Raw genomic sequence first — 22328 nt, 5'->3', positions numbered from 1 at the left:
TGACTCACCAGGGGACGGTTCTTCCCAGATAGTCCAGATAATGTAATCCCGTGCGCCCGGCACAGGCCTCAATGGTGTTAAGCAGGGCCGGGATGCTTTCTTCGATAGTCAGCCGCGCTTCCGGCCCCCCCATCTCCGTGCGCACCCATCCCGGCGCCATCAGTAGAAACGTTCTGGGATCGCCCTCGTGGCGCGCAGCAAAGCTGCGCATAAACATATTCAGCGCCGCTTTGCTGCCCCGGTACACATCGTAATGACCATTGGTGTTATTGGCGAGGCTACCCTGGCCGGAAGACATGACGCCGAGGGTGCCCGTCGGCGGAACAAGGTCCTCAAACGCCTCGATAACCCGCATCGGGCTCAGCGCGTTCGTTACCATCACGCGAATAAACTCATCGGTCGACACGTCCGCTATCGTTTCCCGATCGCTATTTTTGACGCCGGCATTGACAAAAAGCAGGTCAATGCGCCGATCGCTGAGCCGCTCATGTAACGCATCGATCTGCTGGGGCAGCGTAATATCCACGGTCTCTACTTCAAGTGAATCAGGAAAGCGTTCAGCAAGATGGAAAAGACGGTCAGCAGACGAGGCTCGCCCGGTGGCTATTACTCTACAACCGCGTTTCAGCGACTCTTCCGCCATCGCAAAGCCCAGGCCGCGGGAGGCGCCGATAAGAAGGACCGTCTTTTGGGAAGGTGGTGTTGGCATGCTTTATTTCCTCTGCGTGTGCGCTGCCTGGTGATAAGCTATCCATCAATGCAGCTATTGACGTTGGATGCAGTCACTATATCCCTGCGCAATACAGGGCGGAAGACGCAGCATTTGCACTGATAACATGCATCCAACGCCTTCCCTCATTTTTCCGGCCGGGATACAATGCTTCATGACTGAACCCGACCTCAATTTACTTATTGCGCTGGATGCGCTGCTGGCCGAGACCAGTGTGGCCGGCGCCGCGCGCCGGCTTGGATTAAGCGCCTCGGCCATGAGCCGCACGCTTGGCCGCCTGCGCGCGGTCACCGGCGATCCTTTACTGGTCAGGGCAGGGCGCGGCATGGTATTGACGCCCTATGCCGGGGAAATACGGGCGCGTACGCAACGGACGGTAGCGGAGGCGCGCGCCGTACTGCGGCCTGCGGCGTCGGAACTGAATTTAGCCACGCTTGACCGCACCTTTACCCTGCGTGCCAACGATGGTTTTGTCGAGGCGTTTGGCGCATTGCTTATCGCCGCGGCGGCGACGGCGCCCTACGTGCGGCTGCGTTTTGCGCCCAAGCCGGAAAAGAGTCCACGCTATTTGCGAGAAGGACTGGCCGATCTTGAGATAGGCGTAGCCGAGGCCATGGGCCCGGAAATACGGTTACAGACGTTATTCAGGGACCGGTTCGTGGGCGTGGTGAGAAAAAACCACCCGCTGGCGCTGGAGCCTAACATCACCGCCAGCCTGTATGCGTCTTTCGGGCACGTGGTCGCCTCCCGCCGGGGGCGGATTGCCGGACCGGTAGACGAAGCGCTGGCCGAATTAGGCCTAACGCGCAAGATCGCCGCCGCGGTGCCGAGCTTTCCCGCCGCGCTGGCCGTGGCTCAGGCGTCCGACCTCGTGGCGCTGCTACCCGCGTCATTTCTCATCAATCAACCGGTTATCACTATCATGGGCGAGCAGGGCTCGCTCTGTCTTTTTGAGCTTCCTGTAAAAACCCCGGGCATTACGGTATCGCAGATGTGGCATCCGCGTTCAGAGGTCGATCCGGCCCATCGCTGGCTAAGGCAAATGGTGCTGAGGGTCTGTCGCCAGCAGTTGCCGGAGTGACACCGCGCGGCACGGCAATCAATCCCTTTACGGTGGGTAACCCTACTTGGCATGGCCGCCGTAACCCCAAACCCTTGGCGCCCGCGTTTTCCTAACCGACTGTACTGTTTTATTTCAATGCCATCTGTATGTATAAATGAAGTTGTTTTGCAGGTACTTTAATTTAATGGGTAAATGGTGCAAATTGCATAATAAGCTTAAATATCATTAATATTGAAGGAACCGGGGATGTCTGTAAAAGATACGCTGTTGGCACTGTTGGTGGTCATAATCTGGGGCGTTAATTTTGTCATTATCAAAGTCGGCCTGCACGGAATGCCGCCTTTCCTGTTGGGCGGCCTGCGGTTTCTGCTGGTGGCCATTCCGGCTATTTTTTTTATCCCCGTGCCTAAAATCCCCCTGAAATGGCTGGCGCTTTATGCGTTGACCATCAGTTTCCTGCAGTTCGCCTTCCTGTTTTGCGCCATTAATATCGGCATGCCCACCGGCATTGCTTCGCTTATCCTTCAGTCACAGGTATTTTTCACCATCATCCTGGGGACGATTTTCCTGGGGGAAAAAATCAAGGCCATGCAAATCCTGGGTACGCTCATTGCCGCGGCGGGCATGGCGGTGCTGGTGGAAGGCGGCATGAGCAACGCGTTGTCCGCCATTCCTCCGCTCGGTATGTTATTGACGCTGACCGCCGGCCTGTGCTGGGCGCTGGGCAATATCACCAATAAAAACATCATGACCGCCGCGCCCAACACGCCGATTCTGTCGCTGGTTGTCTGGAGCGCCTTGATTCCCGTTATTCCTTTTTTAGTATGCTCGTGGATCTTCGAAGGCCGGCAGACCATCGTCGACAGTCTCGTGGATATTAAGGCGCCCACGGTATTTTCACTGATTTATCTGGCCTTTATTTCCACTATTATCGGCTATGGATTGTGGGGCGCGCTGCTCTCCCGCTATGAAACCTGGCGCGTCACCCCTTTCGCGCTGCTGGTGCCGGTGGTGGGATTAACCAGCGCCGCCCTGATATTGGGGGAGTTGCTCAATATCCTGCAAATCATCGGCGTTGCCGTTATTATGCTGGGCCTGTTGATCAATGTTTTCGGTTCCCGCCTGATAAACCGATGGCTGGCGCCCCAGGTCTAAGGGCGCCTTACCCTTAACGCGCCCACAGCCGGCGTCGCGCCATAACCGCTGCCTGTCGCAGCGGCACATCACTTCCTGCATAATCGTCTATGATTGTTCTACGTGAAACTCGCATCACCGGCATAAGACGGGGCGGTATCGTCCATTGCTTACTTCCGGGTTAAACGAGGCAATTGAATGAAATCCAAATCATTTACTAAAAGCTGGGGCGCCGAATACGTCGCCGCCGGCGTCGTTCGCTTTCGTCTCTGGGCGACCGGACAGGACAAGGTGACGCTCAGGCTTTCCGGCGAAGACAGGGCGATGAACCCGAGCGGCGACGGCTGGTTTGAGCTGGTGGTCACCGGCGTTTCCCCCGGCGCGGAGTATCATTATATCCTTGCCGACGGCACGGCCGTGCCGGACCCCGCCTCCCGCGCCCAGAAGGCGGATGTCGACGGTCCTTCCCTCGTCATCGACCCGGCGCGTTACCGCTGGCGGAATACGCAATGGCGCGGCCGCCCGTGGGAAGAATCGGTCGTCTACGAGATGCATATCGGCACGTTCACGCCGGAAGGGACGTTCCAGGCCGCGATCGATAAGCTGCCTTACCTGGTCGAAACCGGCATCACCATGATCGAGGTCATGCCCGTCGCGCAATTCGGCGGCAGCCGCGGCTGGGGCTATGACGGCGTGCTGCTCTACGCGCCGCATTCCGTCTATGGCGCGCCGGAGGATTTCAAGGCCTTTATCGATGCCGCCCATGGCCATGGTCTCTCGGTGGTGCTGGATATCGTCCTTAATCATTTCGGGCCGCAGGGCAATTATCTGCCGCTGTTGGCGCCGGATTTTTTCCACAAGGAGCGCAAGACGCCCTGGGGCGCCGGCATCGCCTATGACGTTGCCGCGGCCCGCCGTTATATCGTGGAAGCGCCGCTCTACTGGCTGGAGGAATTTCACCTTGACGGCCTTCGCTTCGACGCGATAGACCAGATCGAGGACAGTTCCGCCAAGCACGTGCTGATCGAGATAGCCGAGCGTATCCGCGCCGGCATTACCGACCGGCCGATCCATTTGACGACCGAGGACAGCCGCAACGTCATTTTCCTGCATCCGCGCGGGGAGGACGGCTCCGTACCGCTCTTCACCGGCGAGTGGAACGACGACTTCCACAATGCCGTCCACGTCTTCGCCACCGGCGAGACGCATGCGTACTACCAGGACTTTGCCAGGGAGCCGGAAAAGCTGGTCGCCCGCGTTTTGGCGGAAGGTTTCGCTTATCAGGGCGAGGTCTCTGCGCAGACCGGCAGGCCGCGCGGCGTGAAAAGCACGGGACAGCCGCCGGCGGCCTTCGTCGATTTCATCCAGAACCACGACCAGGTGGGCAACCGCGCCCAGGGCGAAAGACTGATTGCGCTGGCCGGCGCCGACCGTACCCGGGTTCTGCTCGCCGCGCTGCTTTTCTCGCCGCATATCCCGCTGCTTTTTATGGGCGAGGAATATGGCGAGACGAATCCCTTTTTGTTCTTCACCGATTTTCATGGCTCCCTCGCCAGGGCCGTGCGCGAGGGCCGCGCGCGTGAGTTCGCGGGCCATGCCGGCCACGAGGGCGAAAGCGTGCCCGATCCGAACGCGCAGACCACCTTCGAGATGTCGAAACTTGACTGGAAAAAGCGCGATAGCGGGGCGGGCAAAAGCTGGCTGGCGCTGACCAAAGAATTATTGGCGCTGCGCCAGAAAAAGGTGGTGCCGTTGCTCAGCACCGCCCGCGGCGATGCCGGCCACGTGGTGCAGACCGCGCCGGGTTTCCTTGCCGTCACCTGGACCTACCCGAAAGGCAGGCTGTCCATCGCGCTCAATATCGGCAAAACACCCCAGCCGCTTCCCAACCAGCCGGGCGAGACGATATTCGCCTGGCCGAAAGCGGCAAATGACCTGCCGCAAAACGCCATTATTGTCCGTGTTGCCCCGGGAGACGCAAAGTGAAGATTCCAACCGCTACCTACCGTATTCAGTTCCGCAACGGCATGACCTTCGACCGCGCCGCCGGCCTGGTGCCTTATCTTAAGCGGCTCGGCATCAGTCATCTCTATGCCTCGCCGGTCTTTACCGCCACGTCCGGCTCGACCCACGGCTATGACGTCACCGACGCCAACGAGATCGATCCTTCGATCGGCGGCCGGGCAGGTTTCGATCGCATGGTAAAGACATTGCAGGGCGCGGGGCTTGGCCTGATCCTTGATATCGTGCCGAACCACATGGCCGCTTCGCTGGAAAATCCGTGGTGGCGCGATGTGGTAGAGAAGGGCAAAAACAGCCGCTACGCCCGGCATTTCGACATCGACTGGTCCGAGCGCCTGACCTTGCCTTTCCTCGGCGATACGTTCGAACGCGCCCTGGAAAACGACGAGATTGCCGTGAAGCCCGATCCGAAAACCGGCAGGCCCGCTTTCGCCTATTACGACACCTTCTACCCGCTTGCCGCCGAAACCTGGCAGGGCCGCGAGGCCGAGGTGCTGAATCTCACCGACAAAGGGGCGATTGCCCGGCTCCACGGGCGCCAGCCCTATCGGCTGATGTCCTGGCGCGATGCGCCGCGCGACCTGTCCTACCGGCGTTTTTTCGAGATAACCGGCCTCGTGGGCGTGCGGGTTGAGGACAAGGCCGTGTTTGACGATACGCACCGGCTCATCCTCGAGCTGGTCCAAACCGGCGCGGTCGACGGGCTGCGGGTGGATCATGTGGACGGGCTTGCCGATCCGAAAGCCTATCTTGAGCGCCTGCGGCAGGAAGCCGGGCCGGACTGCTATATAACGGTGGAAAAAATTCTCGGCAAGGGCGAGCAGATCCCGCCGGACTGGCCGATTTCCGGCACCACTGGTTACGAATTCATCGCCGCGCTCTCCGATGTGTTGGTGGACGATGAGAAGATAGACCTGCTGCGGCAGGCCTATGACGATGTCGTGGGCAGGCCTGTGGATATGAAAGCCGAACTGCGGGCGGCCAAGCTGCTGATGGTGGACAGGAATTTCGCGGGTGAATTTACCACGCTCCTCAAGCTGGTGATGGCGATCGCCGGGATGGAAAGGGTGGCGCTGGATGAAAACGCCGCCCGATCGGCTCTGCGCGAGCTGTTGGTCGCCTTCCCGGTCTACCGCACCTATGGCACGGCGCAAGGGCTGCCACCGGCGGGCGATGAGATGCTGCGCAAGGTGACTGGAAAGGTGAAAGCCAGCGTGAACGCTCCCGACCCCGGGGCGCTCGATTTCCTGACCCGCCTGCTCGCGGGCGAGGTCTCGGATATCGCTTCCGGCGAAGCCGCCACTTTCCGCACCCGCTTCCAACAGTTGACGGGCCCACTGATGGCGAAATCGGTGGAGGACACGCTATTCTTCCGGCAGAACATGGAGCTGGCCCTGAACGAAGTGGGCGCCGAACCGATGCCGCGCGCCTTCTCGCTCGACCGCTTCCACGCGGAAATGCAAACGCGGCTCGAACGGCAGCCGGATGCGCTGTCAGGCACCTCGACCCATGATACCAAACGTGGCGAGGACGCCCGCGCACGGCTATATACGCTCACCGAAGCGCCGGAGCGCTGGGCGGAATGCGTTGCCCGCTGGCGCCGGATGAACCAGGCCAGCGTCGCCGTGCTTGACGACGGCGCGGCGCCAAAACCGGCGGTCGAATGGATGATCTTCCAGGCGCTGGCCGGTGTCTGGCCGGTGACGCTCGACCCGCAAGACGGGAAGGGCCTGCAGGCGCTCGAAGAGCGGTTTCTGGCCTTTGTGGAGAAGGCGCTGCGGGAAGCAAAACTGCGCACTGACTGGAATGACAGCAACGACGCCTATGAAAAAGCCGTGCTCGACTATGTCCGCCATCTGCTCTCGCCGGCCAACCAAACATTTTTACAGGATTTCACCGGCGCGCTGCAGCCCTTTATCCGCGCCGGCCTGGTCAATAGCCTTACCCAGACGGTCATCAAGCTGACGGCGCCGGGCGTGCCGGATATCTACCAGGGTAGCGAAGCGCTGAATTTCAGCCTCGTCGATCCCGACAACCGGCGAGAACCGGATTTTACCGCCCTTGAACGTCTGCTTGCCGGGAGCGAAAAACCTGTCGTCGCCACGGAGGAGGGCTGGCTTAGCGGCCAATTGAAGCAGCATATCATCGCCAGGATCCTGCCTTTGCGCCGGCAGAAGACGGCGCTGTTTCGCCGCGGCGACTATTTGCCGCTCACCGCCACCGGCAAACAGGCAGAAAACGTCATTGCCTTCGCCCGGGCGGAAAGCGACGATGCGCTGATCGTTATCGCGCCTCGCCTTGTCTTCGGTATGCTGTACGACAATCCGGCTCAACTGCATCAGCAACGCTTGACCCAGGCGGAAATCGCTTTGCCCGGGCGGCTCGCCAATAGCCGCTACCGCGATATTCTCAGCGGAAAAGAGATCTTCCTGACCGATAGGATAGACTTGGAATCCGTTGACTGCCGTTCGGCGGTGATATTGTTAAAAATTTGATTTTATAGATATAACATCGTGGCACGCCAAGCCTTCGGCTATCACTGCGGGGGGCTCGGGTATAAGGTGGCGCCCTATGCCGGGCAACCGGTGAATGGCGCACCTGCCGTGATGTACATGTTTTCATGGGTAAACGCGTAGGGGTATTATAGGCGTAGTGATGTGAAAGGGCTGGTTACGAACGTAGCGCGCGTATATCGTTGAGACTCATCCTTCTTATTTAACATAATATACATTATGCGCACCAAGATGACTTCATGTGGATGCTGGATTTCGCCTTGCCTCATCAGGCTAAGGCGTGTTTGCCGGCATCCAGTCTTACTATGGATGTCCGCTCTCAATATCCACTCCAATCGATTTCACCATCTCAGCAATATTCTGCGGGTAAACGGCTTCGTTCATTGCGCTCAATTCTTCGGCATGCCACCAGTAGCGCCCGCTGATAGCACTCTTTTCATTACTGCTCCAATTCACAATGCTTATGTCATGGTCAGTCACTCGCACCAGGTAAAACTTTTCCTGGGCTGCAACCATTTCACCGCTCGGTAACTTCATTACAAAATTTCTTTCTGCCACACACCGGCCAACGTCGCTGCGTATGATACCGGTTTCTTCCCATAATTCCCTGACGGCTGCTTGCTCATATGTCTCACCTTGTTCAACGCCACCGCCTGGCGTTGCCCAGTATGAGGTTCCTGCCAGCGCATCCGTGCGGTGCATAAACCTAAACAGTAAAATGCGTCCGCAAGGATCGATAATCAGCAATCTGGATGCTGGCCGTGATGTCATCTTTTCTCCTGCATGCCGTGCTCATAAAAGCCGTAATTTTGATCGCGCTACGTGAAATCTGAGAAACCCTGGCTACGGTTATACAGCAAATATAGCGCAGCGACAGGGTTCGACAAATGACCCAGGACGCCGCAACAGCAGTTCACGCACGCTTTTATTCCCTGTATCTCAGGCCGGACAAATCGACGGCCCCGCAGCCCGGAACTTGGGCGGCCATGGCCATATCAATGGCCATCATTTAACATAATGTTGAGGTCTGATCGCGTTTGTCGCTTTACCGCCAGGCAGTTTGCACATTAAATGAGGTTTTTACTGAGACGGAGCCAACTTTCCTTTACAATGGTAGTCCTTTCCCTTTTCAGGCCGACATTTATGCTCATTCCCAAGCTGACGCAGCAAGACATGACGGAAAGCGAACAACGCCAACTTAAGACCCTGCTCGACCAGGCTAAAAAAGCCAAAGGACTTCCTCTCTCCAACTCAGAAACCAACCATGTCAAGGATGATTACATCGCCCAGCTGATGGCTGAACGTGAGATCATTGCCAAACAGGTTCGGGTAGTGAAACGTCAGAAGAAGCTAAAGCCTGACATTTCAGCCACTTATGAATGGACTGCCAATATGCATTCGCGTGGTAAACGTTAACGTCGTGTTTAAGGTCTAAATCAATCACTCAGGGCGAGGACCTTCCCCGCCCCTGGCACTGCTTTACTCCTGTAAACCACGATTAACCAGCATGGGCGTTATATCGGGTTCCTTGCCACGCCAATCCTTATACACCTTGGCCAGGTCCTGGCTATTGCCTTTTGACAGCACCTCATCACGAAAACGCTGCCCGTTGCGCGCCGTTAAACCCCCCTGCTCCGTAAAGCCCGCAAAAGCGTCATCCGCCAACATTTGCGTCCACAAATAAGCATAATAGCCGGCCGCATAACCGCCGCCCCAGATATGCTGGAAATAACTGGAGCGATAACGCGGCGGGACATAAGGCAGGTTGACGTTGAACTCAGCCAGGGCGGCGGCTTCAAACTCGGCTACCTGTTGCTCCGGCAAGCCGGCGCTCAACGTATGCCAGCGCATGTCCAGGAGCGCGGCCGCCAGCAGTTCGGTCATTTCATACCCTTTATTGAAACGCGACGCCTTTTCAATTTTTGCCAGCAACTCGTCGGGCATTGGCGCGCCGGTCTGATAATGCCTGGCATAATTAGCGAAGACCCGGGGTTCATCGGCCCAGTGTTCATTGAATTGGGAGGGGAATTCGACAAAGTCCCGCGGCGTCGACGTACCGGAAAGACCCGGATATTCCTGGCTGGCAAACAGGCCGTGCAGGGTATGGCCAAATTCGTGAAACAAGGTGACGACGTCATCCCAGGATAACAGGGCGGGTTGCCCCTCGGCGGGCTTGGCGAAATTGGCCACATTATAGATAACCGGCCGGGTACCCAGAAGCAGGGATTGGTCGACAAAATTGCCCATCCACGCCCCGCCGCCCTTATTGTCGCGCTGAAAATAATCCGTATAAAACAGCGCCATGGACGCCCCGTCCTGGTCGAAGACTTCATATACCCGGACATCGGGATGGTAAACCGGAAGATCGGTGCGCGCCTTGAGTTCAATACCGTACAGCAGACGGGCGGCGTAAAATACGCCCTGTTCCAGCACCCGGTTCAGCTCAAAATAAGGTCTGATCTGCGCGTCGTTAAGGTCATATTTCATTTTGCGCACGCGATCGGCGTAAAACTGCCAATCCCAGGCCGCCAGGGTAAATTTATCCTGGCCGCTGTCGATCAGCGCCTGGATATCGGCGGCTTCCCGCCCGGCCCGCGCCGTGGCGGCGGGCACTATGCGCGTCATAAACTCCAGCGCCGCGGCCGGCGTCTTCGCCATCTGATCCTGCAGCGCCCAGGTGGCATAGTCGGGAAAACCCAGCAGGCCGGCCTGCTCGGCGCGCACCTGCGCCAGCCGGAGAAGAATGGCCCGCGTGTCGTTGCCGTCGCTCTTTTCCGCCCGTGAAATGGAGGCGCTGAACAGCGCCTGGCGGGTGGCGCGCCGTTCCAGGGTTTGCAACTGCGGTTGCTGGGTGGTGTTTTGCAGCGCCAGGAGCCAGCGTTCGCCAAGATTGCGCTCATTCGCCGCCTGCCGCGCCGCCGCAATCTCCTGCGCCGACAGCCCGTCGAGTTGGCTGATATCGTCAACCAGCAATGCGCCCTGTTTGGTGGCATCCAGCAGCCGATGGGAAAACTGCGTGCTTAAGGTCGCCGCTTCCTGATTGAGTGTGGAAAGCTGTTGTTTTTGCGCCGCGGATAATTGCGCCCCGGCCAGGACAAAGCGCTGATAAGTGACGTCGATAAGCCGGCGCGATTCGGCGGAAATCGCCAGGGAATCCCGCTGGTCGTACACAGTTTTCAGGCGGCTGAACAGCCTGGCGTTGAATTTTATCGCATCGTTCATCGCGGCCAGTTTCGGCGATTGTTCCTCATCAATGCGCTGTAGCGAATCGCTGGTATTCGCGGAGGTCATGGCGCCGAATACGCTCATGACCCGCTTTAATAACGCGCCGGAGCGCTCCAGCGCGGCATAGGTATTATCGAAGGTCGGCTCGTCGCGCCGTGCGGCAATATCATCAATCTCCGCGAGATAGGCGCGCATGCCCTCCTCGATTGCCGGTGTATAGTCGCTTTCCCGGATCAGGTCGAAGGGGGGCGCCTGGAAAGGCAGCTGGCTGGGCTGGTAAAACGGATTTTGCTGCTGAAGGTGATTGTCGCGCATGTTCTGCTCCTGCCGAATCGGTCGGTAAACCCTGATCCCATGCTAGCACGCCCCAGGTGAAAAGACAGTCTTGCCCCCGTCCTGAAGAATATGGGCAAAAAAAAAATGCGCCGAAGCGCATTTATACATGTGGGCATCAACAGCCGTTACAGGGAGGCCATATCGATGACGAAACGATAACGCACATCGCTTTTTACCACCCGCTCATAAGCATCATTGATTTGCTGGATATTAATCTTTTCAATATCGGAAACGATATTGTGCTCGCCGCAAAAATCAAGCATCTCCTGGGTTTCCTTAATCGAACCGATGCCGGAACCCGCGAGACTGCGGCGCCCGCCGATCAGGGCCGCGGCGTGCAGCGGCACCTTCTTTTCCGGCAGGCCGACCAGGACCATGGTGCCGTCGATTTTTAACAGCGACAGATAGGCGCCCCAGTCGATTTCCGTTCCGACGGTGCAGATTATCAGATCAAAGGTGCTTTTTAACTTCTCGAAGGTGGCCGGATCCTGCGTGGCGTAATAATGTTGGGCGCCCAGACGCAGACCGTCCTCTTTCTTAGACAGGGTCTGGCTGAGCACGGTCATTTCCGCGCCCATGGCTTTGCCCAGCTTCACACCCATATGGCCTAAGCCGCCAAGACCGATAATAGCCACTTTTTTACCCGGCCCGGCCTGCCAGTGACGCAATGGCGAGTAGAGGGTAATGCCGGCGCAGAGCAAGGGAGCCGCCGCGTCCAAGGGTAAATTATCGGGAACCGACAGCACATAACCCTGCTTGACCACGATATGGTCGGAATAGCCGCCCATGGTTGGCGTTTTGCCGTCGCGCTCCACGCTGTTATAGGTTAATACCAACCCTTCCTTGTATTGCTCTAAATCCACATCGCGCTCGGCGCAATGGGTGCAGGAATCCACAAAGCAACCGACGCCGACCCGATCGCCTACGTTAAACTTTGTCACGCCGTCGCCTGCGGCGACCACCTCACCCACAATTTCATGGCCGGGCACCATGGGGAATATAGCCCCGCCCCACTCGTCCCTGGCCTGGTGAATATCCGAATGGCAAACGCCGCAGTAGGCGATTTTGATCACGACATCATCGGGGCCGGGGGCGCGTCGCTCAAAAGAGTAAGGCGTAAGAGGCGCCTTGGCGCTGAGCGCGGCATAACCTTTAGCTTTAGACATATGACAAACTCCGGGTTGCTTGATAAAGGAGATGGCGCAGGTTCGCCATGCATCCACTGTTGCCCTATTCTGCCAGCAATCATCCCGGATAAGGTAGACGATTATTCTTGCGTTATTGCCTGATCCTGCAATCAGGGCCATAAATCGCATTGAAAAGTAAACGCGCACAAAATAATTACTGTTTGGATTATTATTGCTTTGGTTAATATGTCAATTGTTAATCAAAAAGGTTAAAAAACAACGGCCGCCGTAATGAAGGTAAAACCTTCCCTAAACAATAGTTTATTTTAAGCTGTATTTGTTTTTTGTCTGGCTAGAATAGCTTCCCGTTATCTCACCTCGCTATGGGTAACAATCAATAAACTTATCGATAGTATTTTTGAGTAATTTTTAAATAAAATCTAAATAAATAGGCGATCATGAAAAAAACAAGAAAGACCTTTATCGGCATCCTGACGGTAGTCGGTGGCATAACGCAGGCTTATAGTGCCAGTGATAGTGAGAGCAAAGTCAATGAAAGTGATTTACACGGTTCTCCACCCACTGCCAGTACTAATATAAAGCCATTTTCGAATATCATAAAAATAAAACCTTCTAAAAGTACATTTGAAAATCCAAATTTAGATTCATCGAAAATCCATAGTTTTGATAAAAGATCACTCGAGTACTACTCGGGAAACGACAGTACGTACCATATTGTGGATTTGTATAGCAAAAAGGGGGGAACCAAGAAAGTCGATAAAAAAATGTTGACTAAAGGCAGACCCAATGATTTAAAAACCGTCGTGTTTTTTAGAGGCGGGGGGGAGTTTGTCATTAAAGAAGGCATACCGGAAAATCTCAACATTGAAGCGATTATGGTAGACAACTCAACGCTGCTGCTGCAAAATTCTCCGCAAATTTTCGCAAAAGAGATCTGTGCTTCCAAAAACGCCACAATCCAGGGCAATGGCATAATACAATCAAATGTCATCAACGAAGGTACCCTTTCAGTTGATCCTGAAACTAAAAAGCCGAGCAAGTTCAATAGTATTGGTGATTTCTTCAGCAAAAAACCTTTACATGCAGAGAAGGGAATTACCCCTGGTCAAAGCCTTCCGCACACCACGCTTACCATTGATGGCGATTATATCTCAAGAGATAACGGGATCATTGTTCTGAGGGTAAATAAAAAAAATGATAATCCTGATAATAATCAATTGGAGATTAGAGGCAACGCTCCAAATAAAAGCAATATTTTTGTAAAAGGTAATATTTTGAATAGTAATCCAGAAAATATAGCCTCTATTAAGTTAAATGGCAATGTTTCTGAAGATGCCTTCATGTTTCTAAATACACCCGCCTCAAGCGAAAATGAAGCCAAAGTAAGAAGAGAAAATAACCGGCTTGTGGCATTCATTGCCGAAAAAAAGGATGGGGTAAATAAACCATCTTCTGATCAAATCCATCTGCAAAAAAAGATACCTGCCGCAGATGCGCAGGATAACACGGCGAACCATTACAGAAGCGGGCCTGCTAAGCCGCCGCGTACTTTCCAGCATAAAAATAATAACATGACCATTCAGCCGAAACCAACGGATCGGACTGTTCTCCCAGACCGAATAGAAAAACCACCATACCCCAAGGTCCAGTTTAATATAATAAGCAGTACGAGTGACCTTGTTGGCAGTTATGATCACGACTGGACTCAAAGCAATGCCTCTATAAATGACGCGATTGATAAAATTTACGGTGACTTGGGACCCGTGCCTGAAAGGGATGGGAATAACGCTAATGCGCTCGTTTATACGCTCACACACATAAAAGCAGACCTGAGCGAGGGTAAAAATTTCAAAGGTCTGATTAACAATACTGCCAATACCGTGCCGCAAGATGCAAACATAGCCCCCTACAGCCAACTTGGCAGGTTCGATAAATATTTACATGGCGAGGGCTTTGAAGAGAATGACTACGAGCGGGATTATCCCGCCCATGGCTGCGGCGATGATGATGGGATGGATAACGGTTCCGCTGCTCGGTTTGATGAACAAAGAGCTGCGTCCCAGCCGCTTGATACAAATGCAGACTCTACCCGCGGCGATAAGGAGGAGGAGGATTTCGGCCTCGCTGCCTTGTTCAACGAACAAAGCGACGCTTCTCGGCCGCCTGTGCAAAATGCGCACGCCGTTGCCGGCGGCGACGATGAGGAGGAGGATTTCGGCCTCGCTGTCTTGTTCAATGAACAAACGGACGCGTCCAAGCCGCTTGATAAAAATGCGGACTCCGCAGTCCGTGGTGATGATGAGGAGGAGGATTTCGGCCTCGCGGCCTTGTTCAATGAACAAACGGACGTGTCTAAGCCGCTTGATAAAAACGCGGACTCCGCTGCCGGCGGCGACGATGAGGAGGAGGATTTCGGCCTCGTGGCCTTGTTCAATGAACAAACGGACGCGTCCAAGCCGATTGATAAAAATGCGGACTCCGGTGTCCGTGACGATGATGAGGAGGAGGATTACGGCCTCGTTCTCTTATTCACTGAAGAAATGGACTCTCCAGAGTCGCTCGATGAAAACCTTGATGCTTCCGCGCCGCCCGATGATGATTTGGTTGATGATGGACTCTTAGCCTTGTTCAATAGTAATCAGGACAATCAGGGGGTTGATGCGGGCAATGGCTTGCTGGCCCGCAGCAGTTTGCAGCCGGCGGCGGGTATCTATGCCGCCAATATGGCAACCGCCAATACCCTGTTTGCGACCCGCATGCACGATCGGGTCGGCGCCACGGAATTCCCGTCCGCCTTTAACGGCGCCGATGGCGCAGGTCAATCTTCTTTCTGGCTGCGTATCGCCGGCGGTCAAACCGGGGCGCGTATGCGCGACGGCGCGTTATCTGCCAGCACCAATACCCAAAAGGTGCAATTGGGCGGGGAAATCGTTAGCGGCAGCCGCGACGGTATCGACGGACTGCATTTCGGCGTGATGCTCGGCGCGGGTAAAAGCCGCAGCCATAGCCATGCCATTAACGGTAAAGGCGCCCAAGGCGGACTTGAGGGATATGGCGCCGGTATATACGGTACCTGGTATCGCAACGACGGCAATCACGAAGGCCCCTATCTTGATGGCTCGCTAAACTATAACTGGTTCGGCAATCATGTTAAAAACGGATCGTCGGCAAATAAATCCGCCGATACGGCAACCTACCGTTCCGCTGGATTTGTCGGCACAGTAGAAGCCGGTCATAGCTGGCGACTGTTCTCCGCTGCCGCCTTTGACACCTATTTACAACCGCAAATACAGGTCGCCTGGATGGGCGTCGGCGCACGGGATCAGAAAGACCCGAACGGCGAACGCATCACCATGCTGGGCCATGATAATATCCAGACCCGCCTGGGCGCACGGCTGTATATGCGCGGTTATGCCAGCATGGATGAAGGCAGGCAGCGCATGTTCCAGCCCTATGTCGAAACAAACTGGATCCATAATACCCACGACTTCGGCGTTTGCCTGGGTAAGGATGCCTACTCCCAGGAGGGCGCCAGGGATATCGGCGAGATTAAAATGGGTAATGAGGGACAAATTAATGAGCATCTGGCGCTATGGGGCAGCATCGGCCAGCAAGTCGGCGGCAAGGGATACCACGACACCACCGGTACGTTAGGCGTGAAAGTGAATTTCTAAGCGGCGCGGCGCGCCGTCAGCTCAGGGCCGGCTCGGCCGGCCCTGTTTTGGAGCCGTGCGTACGCTGGCGTGAGAGGACGGCGGGTGCCATCCCGCCGCCTTATATATCATGATATTTCGCCGCTGCTATTTGCCTGCCGGTTATAGCAACCAATCACCTCGCCCGCTATCGACACCGCGATTTCCGCCGGCATTTTTCCTTTCACCGTCTCCAAACCGATGGGACAGCGCAGTTGCGCCAATGCCTCGGCACCCATGCCGCGCTCGCCAAGGCGATAAAGAAAGCGCCGGCGTTTGGTGATAGACCCAATAAGCCCGCAATACCGATGGCCGCCGCGTTTAAGTACCTGCTCAACCAGCATAAAATCAAGCTGATGATCGTGGGTCATCACGATAAAATAGCTGTCGGCCGGCATGGCGTCCAGGGCATCGAGCGGATCGTCGATAATCACCTTGACGCGTTGATCGCATGCCGGTGGAAACTGGTCGGCACGGCTGTCCACCCAACTGATATCACAGGGCAGCTCCGCCAGGATCCTGACCAGCGCCTTGCCTACGTGCCCGGCGCCGAATACCGCGATATGAGGCCGCGCCATAATCACCGGTTCGAATAGCACTGATGTCATGCCGCCGCAGCATTGCCCCAGGCGCGCGCCAAGGGAAAAACGCTCCGTGCGGCAGGCCGGGCGAGGCTCGCCCAGCAGTTCCCTGGCTATCCGCGTGCATTGAAATTCCAAATGACCGCCGCCGACCGTGCAAAATTGCCGGCTGCTGGTCACCACCATTTTGGTGCCGCTGTCGCGCGGCGTCGAGCCCTGTTCATCAATAATCGTGACCAATACGGCCGGGGTGCCTTCCGCCTGCAGTTGCGCCAGCGCTGAGATCCAATTATCAGTCATAGGGAGATTCCTTTCCCTGGCGCGCAGGCGTTTGACCGCCGGCCAGCATCGTTTGGGCCGATGCTGCCGGGGCGGGGTTAATAGCACTTTTAGTGACATTGTCACCTAATGTCGGGGCCAGCAGCGCATCCACGGCCGCCAGGACCCGCTCCGGCGTGGCCGGGGCATCGATATCGGGCAGACGGCGATAATCGGCCAGACTGGCCACCGCGTCCCGGATGGCGCACCATACTGAAATGGCCAGCATAAACGGCGGCTCGCCCACCGCTTTGGAATGGAATACCGTCTGCTTGGGATTGGCGCGGTTTTGCAGCAAATGTACGTTCAGCTGCGCCGGGGTATCGCCGATAGTGGGAATTTTATAGGTGGCCGGGCCGTCGGTCAGCAGGCGGCCCCGCGCGTTCCAGATCAGTTCCTCGCTGGTCAGCCAGCCCATACCCTGGATAAATCCCCCCTCCACCTGGCCGATATCGATGGCCGGATTAAGCGAATCGCCTACGTCATGCAGGATATCGGCGCGCAATAACCGGTACTCGCCGGTTAAGGTATCCACCACCACTTCGGAACAGGCCACGCCGTAGGCAAAATAGTAAAATGGCCGGCCGGCGGCTTGCTGGCGATCATAATAAAGGGACGGCGTGGCGTAATAGCCCTGGCTTGCCAGCGATACCTGCTGGAGATGAGCCAGCTCGGCGACTTCGCCCAGGGTAAAGATCCGGCCCGCAACGTCGACCATGCCGTTGCGAAAATTAATTTGCTCCGGTTCGGCGTGATGGACCCGGCATAACATCGTCACCAGGCGCTGTTTCAGCGTTTCGGCGGCGGACTGGGCGGCTTTGCCGTTCAAATCGGCCCCCGAAGACGCGGCGGTGGGCGACGTGTTGGGAATTTTACCGGTATCGGTGGCGGTAATCCTGATCTTCGCGGGATTGACGCCCAGCACCTGCGCCACGACCTGTATGACTTTGGTATGCAGGCCCTGCCCCATTTCCGTGCCGCCGTGATTGAGCTGCAGCGTACCGTCGGTATACATCAGCAGCATGGCCCCCGCCTGGTTAAGAAAACCGGCGGTAAACGAGATACCGAACTTGACCGGCGTCAGCGCCAGCCCGCGTTTTAATATCGGGCTGGCGGCGTTATAGGCGATAATCTCCCGGCGTCGTTGCCGGTAACCGGCGCTGGTTTCCAGGGCGTCGGTGAGTTCGTCGAGCAGATTATCTTCCACCGGCTGTTGGTAATGAGTGATATTGCGCGTTGTTTTGCCGTAATAATTCAGCCGTCGCACCGACAGCGGATCCAGACCGGTCTCGCGGGCGATATGTTCAATAATATGCTCGATGGCCAGCATGCCCTGTGGGCCGCCGAAGCCGCGGAACGCGGTATTGGAAGCGGTATTGGTCCGGCAGCGGTAGCCGGTTATCAGCACATCGGCGAGATAATAGGCGTTGTCGGCATGGAACATGGCGCGGTCGACGATGGAGGGAGATAAATCGGCCGAATAACCGCAGTTGGCCGCCAATTCCAGCTTCAGGCCGAGGAGATGCCCGCGCGCGTTAAAACCCACGTCGTAGCGTACCAGGAACGGGTGGCGTTTGCCTGTCATCAGCATATCGTCGCGGCGGCTCAGACGCATTTTAGCCGGTTTGCCCGTGAGCCGGGCCGCCAGGGCGCATAAGCAGGCGGGACCCGCCGCCTGAGTCTCCTTACCGCCAAAACCGCCGCCCATCCTGCGCATATCGACGGTAATATCCTTCATATCCACGCCCAGCACCGACGCCACCAGTTTCTGTACCTCGGTCGGGTGCTGGGTCGATGAAAAAACCTGCATGGCGCCATCCTCGCCCGGGATCACCGACGCCACCTGGGATTCCAGATAAAAATGCTCTTGCCCGCCCATCCGCAGGCTGCCCTGGAGACGACGCGGCGCGGCGGCCAGCGCCGCGTCCGGGTCGCCGCGCCGATGGCAATGCGGCGCGTCGACATAAAGCGCTTTTTCCAGCGCCTCCTCGATGTCCAGCACCGCCGGCAAAGGCTGGTATTCGATAACGGCCGCCGCCGCCGCGCGCCGGGCTATGACCGGGTCCCGCGCCGCCACCACCAGGATCACCTGGCCGGCATAGTCAACCCGATCTTTGGCCAGCAGCGGATCGCCCGCGACCACCGGGCCGATATCCAGTTCGCCGGGTACATCCCGCCAGGTCATGACCCGCTCGACGCCCGGCATCAGATAACAGGGGGACGTATCAACACGGGTAATCAGCGCGTGGGCATGTTCGCTTAACCGCGGCGCCAGATGCAGCTGGTGTGGCAATTCAGGCCGATCGTCAATATATATCGCATCGCCGCTGACGTGTTTGGCCGCGCTTTCATGGGGCTGCGGCTGGCCTACGCCGCCTGTGGCCGGCTGGCGGTAGCGCTGCTGGCGCTGCGCGGCGGAAAATCGTTTTGCCTGCTCAGACATAATGGTCGACCTCCAGGCGATGACGTGGCAACGAGGCGGACAGATAAAACCGACGCAGTAAATTTTGCGCCACGCGCAGCCGGTAGGCGCCGCCGGCGCGCAGGTCGCTTAACGGGGTAAAGTCGTCCGCAAGTCGCAGACAGGCGAGCTCGACCGTTTTTCGCTCCCAGGGTTGGCCCAGCATTGCGCCCTCAGCGCCGGTGGCCCGGCGGGGTATCTCCGCCATGCCGCCGTAGGCCAGACGGGCTGAACGGATGATGCCTCCCTCGATTTCGCAGCAAAAGGCGGCAAACACTGCCGATATATCATCTTCACGCCGTTTGGCGACCTTATAAAATTGACATTTATGTGACGCCGTCACTCTTGGTACGATAATGCGTTCGATAAATTCGCCCGCCGCCAGCGCGGTATGGCGGTACGAGAGGAAAAACTGCGCCAGCGGCAACTCCCGGGCGTCGTCGCCGCGGCGTAGTACCAGACGCGCGTCCAGCGCCAGAAGCATCGGCGCCCCATCCCCCACGGGCGAAGCGTTGGCCAGGTTGCCGCCGAGCGTGGCCTGGTTGCGCACCTGCCGCGAGGCGAAGCGCGTTAGCGCGGCACGAAATTCCGGCAAATGCCGCGCTAAAAACGGTTCGCAGGCGCTGAGCGAGGCGGCGGCGCCGATTTCCAACTGCTTTTCGGTCGCGGATAAAATTTTCAGCTCGGGAATATGGTTGATATCAATCAATAACGGCAGCGTCTCGCGGCGCAAGGTAATCGCCAGCGCCAGATCGGTGCCGCCGGCCAGCAGCCTGGCGTCGGGATGGCGTAGAAAGGTGGCGCCCAGCTGCGCCAGGGTGCGGGGACGCAAGCTGACAGGTCTGGCCGGGACACCGGCACCGTCGACAGGCCCCGATAGCGGCGCGGAGACCGGCTGATCGTCCTGCTGTTGTAGTTGGGCCAGCTGCGCCAGCGTCTGGTTTTCCTGATCGGAAAAGCGGTCGTCCACTGCCCGGCAGATCTGCCGGGCGGCGTCCATAATCGGACGGTAGCCGGTGCAGCGGCAGAGATTACCGCCCAGCGCCTGCGTGATGGCGTCATCGGTGTCCCCGGCGGCGGATTTTTGCAGGGCGAACAGCGACATAACAATACCCGGCGTGCAAAAACCGCACTGCGAGGCGTGGTTATCCACCATGGCCTGCTGCACCCCGTGTAATTGTCCCTGATGGGATAAATCCTCCACCGTCAGCAATTGCTTACCGTGCAGCGCGCCGATAAGGGTAATGCAGGCGTTGATGCTGTCATAGCGCAATTTGCCCCCGGCGGCCTGTACCAGAACCACAGTGCAGGCGCCGCAGTCGCCGGACGCGCAGCCCTCCTTGGCGCCCATGCGCCCCTGGCGGCGGCGCAGATAGTCTAATACCGAGAGATTGGCGTCCAGGCCGGTTTCGCTGACCAACGTTTGGTTAAGTAAAAAACGGATCATGCCGCCCCCTGTTTTATCGTATCCGCATCGCGCCGATAAACCGGTTCGCCCTGGATCCAGGTTTGAAAAATAGTGCGGTCGTCGCCGAGTATCATCATCAGGAACAAGCGTTCCCGCAGCGTCTTGCTGTTGGTTTGGCGCAATCGCTGCAACGGCGTCGCCCTCGGGTCGAGCACGACGAAGTCAGCCTCCTTGCCGGGCATGAAATTGCCCAATACCCCGTCCAGGGATAAGGCTTGGGCGGCGCCAAGGGTGGCATGGTACAGGGCTTCGTGGATCGACAGATGGTAGCCCTGCAGCTGGCCGATCTTATAGGCCTCCGCCAGGGTTTGCAGCAGGTTAAAGGTGGTGCCCGCCCCTACATCGGTGCCGATGCCCAGCGGTATGCCCAAATCCCATGTTTTTCGCAGGTTAAACAACCCGCTGCCGAGAAACAGGTTAGACGTGGGACAAAACGCAATGGCGGAATGTGAGTGCGCCAGATCGCGCCATTCCTGCTCTTCCAGATGCAGGCAATGGGCGAATATGCTTTTACGGCCCGCCAGGCCATAATGCCGGTAGACATCAAAATAGCTTGCGCGCTCGGGGAACAGTTCTTTGACCCAGGCGACCTCCCGCGTATTCTCGCTCAGGTGGGTTTGCAGATACAGGTCGGGAAACTCCCGCCGCAGCCGCCCCGCCAGTCTTAGCAGTTCGGGAGACGAGGTCGGCGCAAAACGCGGCGTCAGGGCATAACCCAGCCGTCCTTTATTGTGCCAGCGCCTAATCAGCCCGCGGGTGGCTTCTTCGCTTTGTGCCGGGGTTTCCAGCAGCGCGTCCGGCGCGTGGCGGTCCATCATCACTTTACCGGCGATAAGGCGCATCCGGCGTTCGAAGGCGGCGGCAAACAACGCGTCGACGGACTGGACGTGAACCGTGCCGTAGACCATGGCCGTGGTGGTGCCGTTACGCAACAGCTGGTCCAGAAAAAACGCCGCCATGCCGGCGGAGCGGTCCGGGCAATGGTATTGGCTTTCGGTGGGAAACGTATAATGGTTCAGCCAGTCCAGTAACTGAGCGCCGTCGGCGCCGATCATTTCCGTCTGCGGGTAATGGATATGGGTGTCGATAAAACCCGGCATGATAATATTATCCGCCAGATGTATGATCTCCTGCCGGGGGTGCAACTGGTCTCGTCCCTCGGGCCAGGACTGCAGGGAAATAATGGTTCCGTCCTCGATTAATAACAGGCCGTCCTCGATAAAACGGGCGGATTCTTCCAGTTCTTCCGGAGCCGATACGCCTGCCCTAAAATCAAAAAAACTGCTGCGAATAGCGGTAATATTACTCATGACAGCGGCCTCGGTAATGGCCCTCGGATATTATGCCAAGTATAAGGATACTGTTCCGTATACCCATGCGCATAGAGGGGCGATAAAATGCAATGCAGCGTTACCTAGATACTGGCAATATTTGTGCCAATATCAGCCCAGCGACTTTTTATTGAATATACCTATATATCAATTGGTTAATAATATTTTACCGTCGGGCCGCACGCATATCGACTGATTAAGCCTGCGAACGGTAAAGGCAAACGTTTGCTTCAAATGACAACCGTTTGCTTATACTCTGTACGGCTGGATAATCATCATTTCTTCAGCTTCGGACCGGGGTAATAA

Annotated in this window: 14 protein-coding genes; 6 read left to right on the top strand and 8 right to left on the bottom strand. The window is 57.0% G+C overall.

The window, feature by feature from the left end; all coding sequences use genetic code 11:
• Positions 1-4: 4 nt before the first annotated feature.
• Positions 5-709, bottom strand: coding sequence for an SDR family NAD(P)-dependent oxidoreductase (locus ACL2XQ_RS13685; RefSeq protein ID WP_413739320.1), 705 nt, complete (start codon positions 707-709; stop codon positions 5-7).
• A 175-nt stretch (positions 710-884) separates the two neighbouring features.
• Here ACL2XQ_RS13685 and ACL2XQ_RS13680 point away from each other — a divergent pair, with 175 nt between their 5' ends.
• The 4 genes from ACL2XQ_RS13680 (at position 885) to treY (ending at position 7444) form a co-directional block, all read left to right on the top strand.
• Positions 885-1811 (top strand): LysR family transcriptional regulator, encoded by a 927-nt coding sequence (locus ACL2XQ_RS13680; RefSeq protein ID WP_413739319.1) that lies wholly within the window; start codon positions 885-887, stop codon positions 1809-1811.
• Between the two features lie 228 nt (positions 1812-2039).
• Positions 2040-2948: an EamA family transporter gene (locus ACL2XQ_RS13675; RefSeq protein WP_413722864.1), complete on the top strand. Its 909-nt coding sequence runs from the start codon at positions 2040-2042 to the stop codon at positions 2946-2948.
• Positions 2949-3125: 177 nt separating this feature from the next.
• The gene (gene treZ, locus ACL2XQ_RS13670) at positions 3126-4913 is read left to right on the top strand and encodes a malto-oligosyltrehalose trehalohydrolase (protein WP_413739318.1); all 1788 of its coding nucleotides are present in this window, start codon (positions 3126-3128) and stop codon (positions 4911-4913) included.
• Positions 4910-7444 carry a malto-oligosyltrehalose synthase gene (gene treY / locus ACL2XQ_RS13665; RefSeq protein WP_413722866.1) on the top strand — a complete coding sequence of 845 codons (2535 nt, stop codon included), beginning with the start codon at positions 4910-4912 and terminating at the stop codon, positions 7442-7444. Before treZ ends, treY begins: the two co-directional genes overlap by 4 nt.
• A gap of 321 nt (positions 7445-7765) precedes the next feature.
• Here the strand turns inward: treY and ACL2XQ_RS13660 are convergent, their stop codons facing one another.
• Positions 7766-8233 (bottom strand): NUDIX hydrolase, encoded by a 468-nt coding sequence (locus ACL2XQ_RS13660; RefSeq protein ID WP_413739317.1) that lies wholly within the window; start codon positions 8231-8233, stop codon positions 7766-7768.
• A gap of 372 nt (positions 8234-8605) precedes the next feature.
• Here ACL2XQ_RS13660 and ACL2XQ_RS13655 point away from each other — a divergent pair, with 372 nt between their 5' ends.
• Positions 8606-8878 carry a DUF3811 domain-containing protein gene (locus ACL2XQ_RS13655; RefSeq protein WP_410015082.1) on the top strand — a complete coding sequence of 91 codons (273 nt, stop codon included), beginning with the start codon at positions 8606-8608 and terminating at the stop codon, positions 8876-8878.
• A gap of 63 nt (positions 8879-8941) precedes the next feature.
• Here the strand turns inward: ACL2XQ_RS13655 and dcp are convergent, their stop codons facing one another.
• Positions 8942-11002 carry a peptidyl-dipeptidase Dcp gene (gene dcp / locus ACL2XQ_RS13650; RefSeq protein WP_413739316.1) on the bottom strand — a complete coding sequence of 687 codons (2061 nt, stop codon included), beginning with the start codon at positions 11000-11002 and terminating at the stop codon, positions 8942-8944.
• Positions 11003-11148: 146 nt separating this feature from the next.
• A complete protein-coding gene (locus tag ACL2XQ_RS13645) occupies positions 11149-12189 on the bottom strand; it encodes an NAD(P)-dependent alcohol dehydrogenase (protein WP_413722868.1) in 1041 nt (346 codons plus the stop codon).
• A gap of 419 nt (positions 12190-12608) precedes the next feature.
• Between ACL2XQ_RS13645 and ACL2XQ_RS13640 the strand changes: the two genes are divergently transcribed.
• A complete protein-coding gene (locus tag ACL2XQ_RS13640; protein WP_413740490.1) occupies positions 12609-15845 on the top strand; it encodes an autotransporter outer membrane beta-barrel domain-containing protein in 3237 nt (1078 codons plus the stop codon).
• A 107-nt stretch (positions 15846-15952) separates the two neighbouring features.
• Here ACL2XQ_RS13640 and xdhC read toward each other — a convergent pair whose 3' ends face one another.
• From xdhC to guaD, 4 genes are read right to left on the bottom strand one after another with little or no spacing between them, the layout of a single operon-like run.
• Complete coding sequence (xdhC, locus tag ACL2XQ_RS13635; protein ID WP_413722870.1) at positions 15953-16744, bottom strand: xanthine dehydrogenase accessory protein XdhC; 792 nt, start codon at positions 16742-16744, stop codon at positions 15953-15955.
• A complete protein-coding gene (xdhB, locus tag ACL2XQ_RS13630; RefSeq protein ID WP_413730428.1) occupies positions 16737-19205 on the bottom strand; it encodes a xanthine dehydrogenase molybdopterin binding subunit in 2469 nt (822 codons plus the stop codon). The genes xdhC and xdhB overlap by 8 nt, the downstream gene beginning before the upstream one ends.
• Complete coding sequence (xdhA, locus tag ACL2XQ_RS13625) at positions 19198-20670, bottom strand: xanthine dehydrogenase small subunit (RefSeq protein ID WP_413740489.1); 1473 nt, start codon at positions 20668-20670, stop codon at positions 19198-19200. Before xdhA ends, xdhB begins: the two co-directional genes overlap by 8 nt.
• The gene (guaD, locus tag ACL2XQ_RS13620) at positions 20667-22001 is read right to left on the bottom strand and encodes a guanine deaminase (RefSeq protein ID WP_410015075.1); all 1335 of its coding nucleotides are present in this window, start codon (positions 21999-22001) and stop codon (positions 20667-20669) included. The genes xdhA and guaD overlap by 4 nt, the downstream gene beginning before the upstream one ends.
• Positions 22002-22328 lie beyond the last annotated feature (327 nt).

Origin of the sequence: Sodalis sp. RH14, from assembly GCF_047324285.1 — a bacterium.
Taxonomy (GTDB): Bacteria; Pseudomonadota; Gammaproteobacteria; order Enterobacterales; family Enterobacteriaceae; genus Acerihabitans.
This window is presented reverse-complemented; position numbering and strand designations above follow the sequence as displayed.

Bases quoted from the DNA above. Each gene is read 5' to 3' on its own strand.
- ACL2XQ_RS13660 (WP_413739317.1), bottom strand. From the start codon at position 8,233: ATGACATCACGGCCAGCATCCAGATTGCTGATTATCGATCCTTGCGGA.
- xdhC (WP_413722870.1), bottom strand. From the start codon at position 16,744: ATGACTGATAATTGGATCTCAGCGCTGGCGCAACTGCAGGCGGAAGGC.
- ACL2XQ_RS13645 (WP_413722868.1), bottom strand. From the start codon at position 12,189: ATGTCTAAAGCTAAAGGTTATGCCGCGCTCAGCGCCAAGGCGCCTCTT.
- xdhB (WP_413730428.1), bottom strand. From the start codon at position 19,205: ATGTCTGAGCAGGCAAAACGATTTTCCGCCGCGCAGCGCCAGCAGCGC.
- dcp (WP_413739316.1), bottom strand. From the start codon at position 11,002: ATGCGCGACAATCACCTTCAGCAGCAAAATCCGTTTTACCAGCCCAGC.
- treZ (WP_413739318.1), top strand. From the start codon at position 3,126: ATGAAATCCAAATCATTTACTAAAAGCTGGGGCGCCGAATACGTCGCC.
- xdhA (WP_413740489.1), bottom strand. From the start codon at position 20,670: ATGATCCGTTTTTTACTTAACCAAACGTTGGTCAGCGAAACCGGCCTG.
- ACL2XQ_RS13675 (WP_413722864.1), top strand. From the start codon at position 2,040: ATGTCTGTAAAAGATACGCTGTTGGCACTGTTGGTGGTCATAATCTGG.
- ACL2XQ_RS13685 (WP_413739320.1), bottom strand. From the start codon at position 709: ATGCCAACACCACCTTCCCAAAAGACGGTCCTTCTTATCGGCGCCTCC.
- ACL2XQ_RS13680 (WP_413739319.1), top strand. From the start codon at position 885: ATGACTGAACCCGACCTCAATTTACTTATTGCGCTGGATGCGCTGCTG.
- ACL2XQ_RS13640 (WP_413740490.1), top strand. From the start codon at position 12,609: ATGAAAAAAACAAGAAAGACCTTTATCGGCATCCTGACGGTAGTCGGT.
- guaD (WP_410015075.1), bottom strand. From the start codon at position 22,001: ATGAGTAATATTACCGCTATTCGCAGCAGTTTTTTTGATTTTAGGGCA.
- ACL2XQ_RS13655 (WP_410015082.1), top strand. From the start codon at position 8,606: ATGCTCATTCCCAAGCTGACGCAGCAAGACATGACGGAAAGCGAACAA.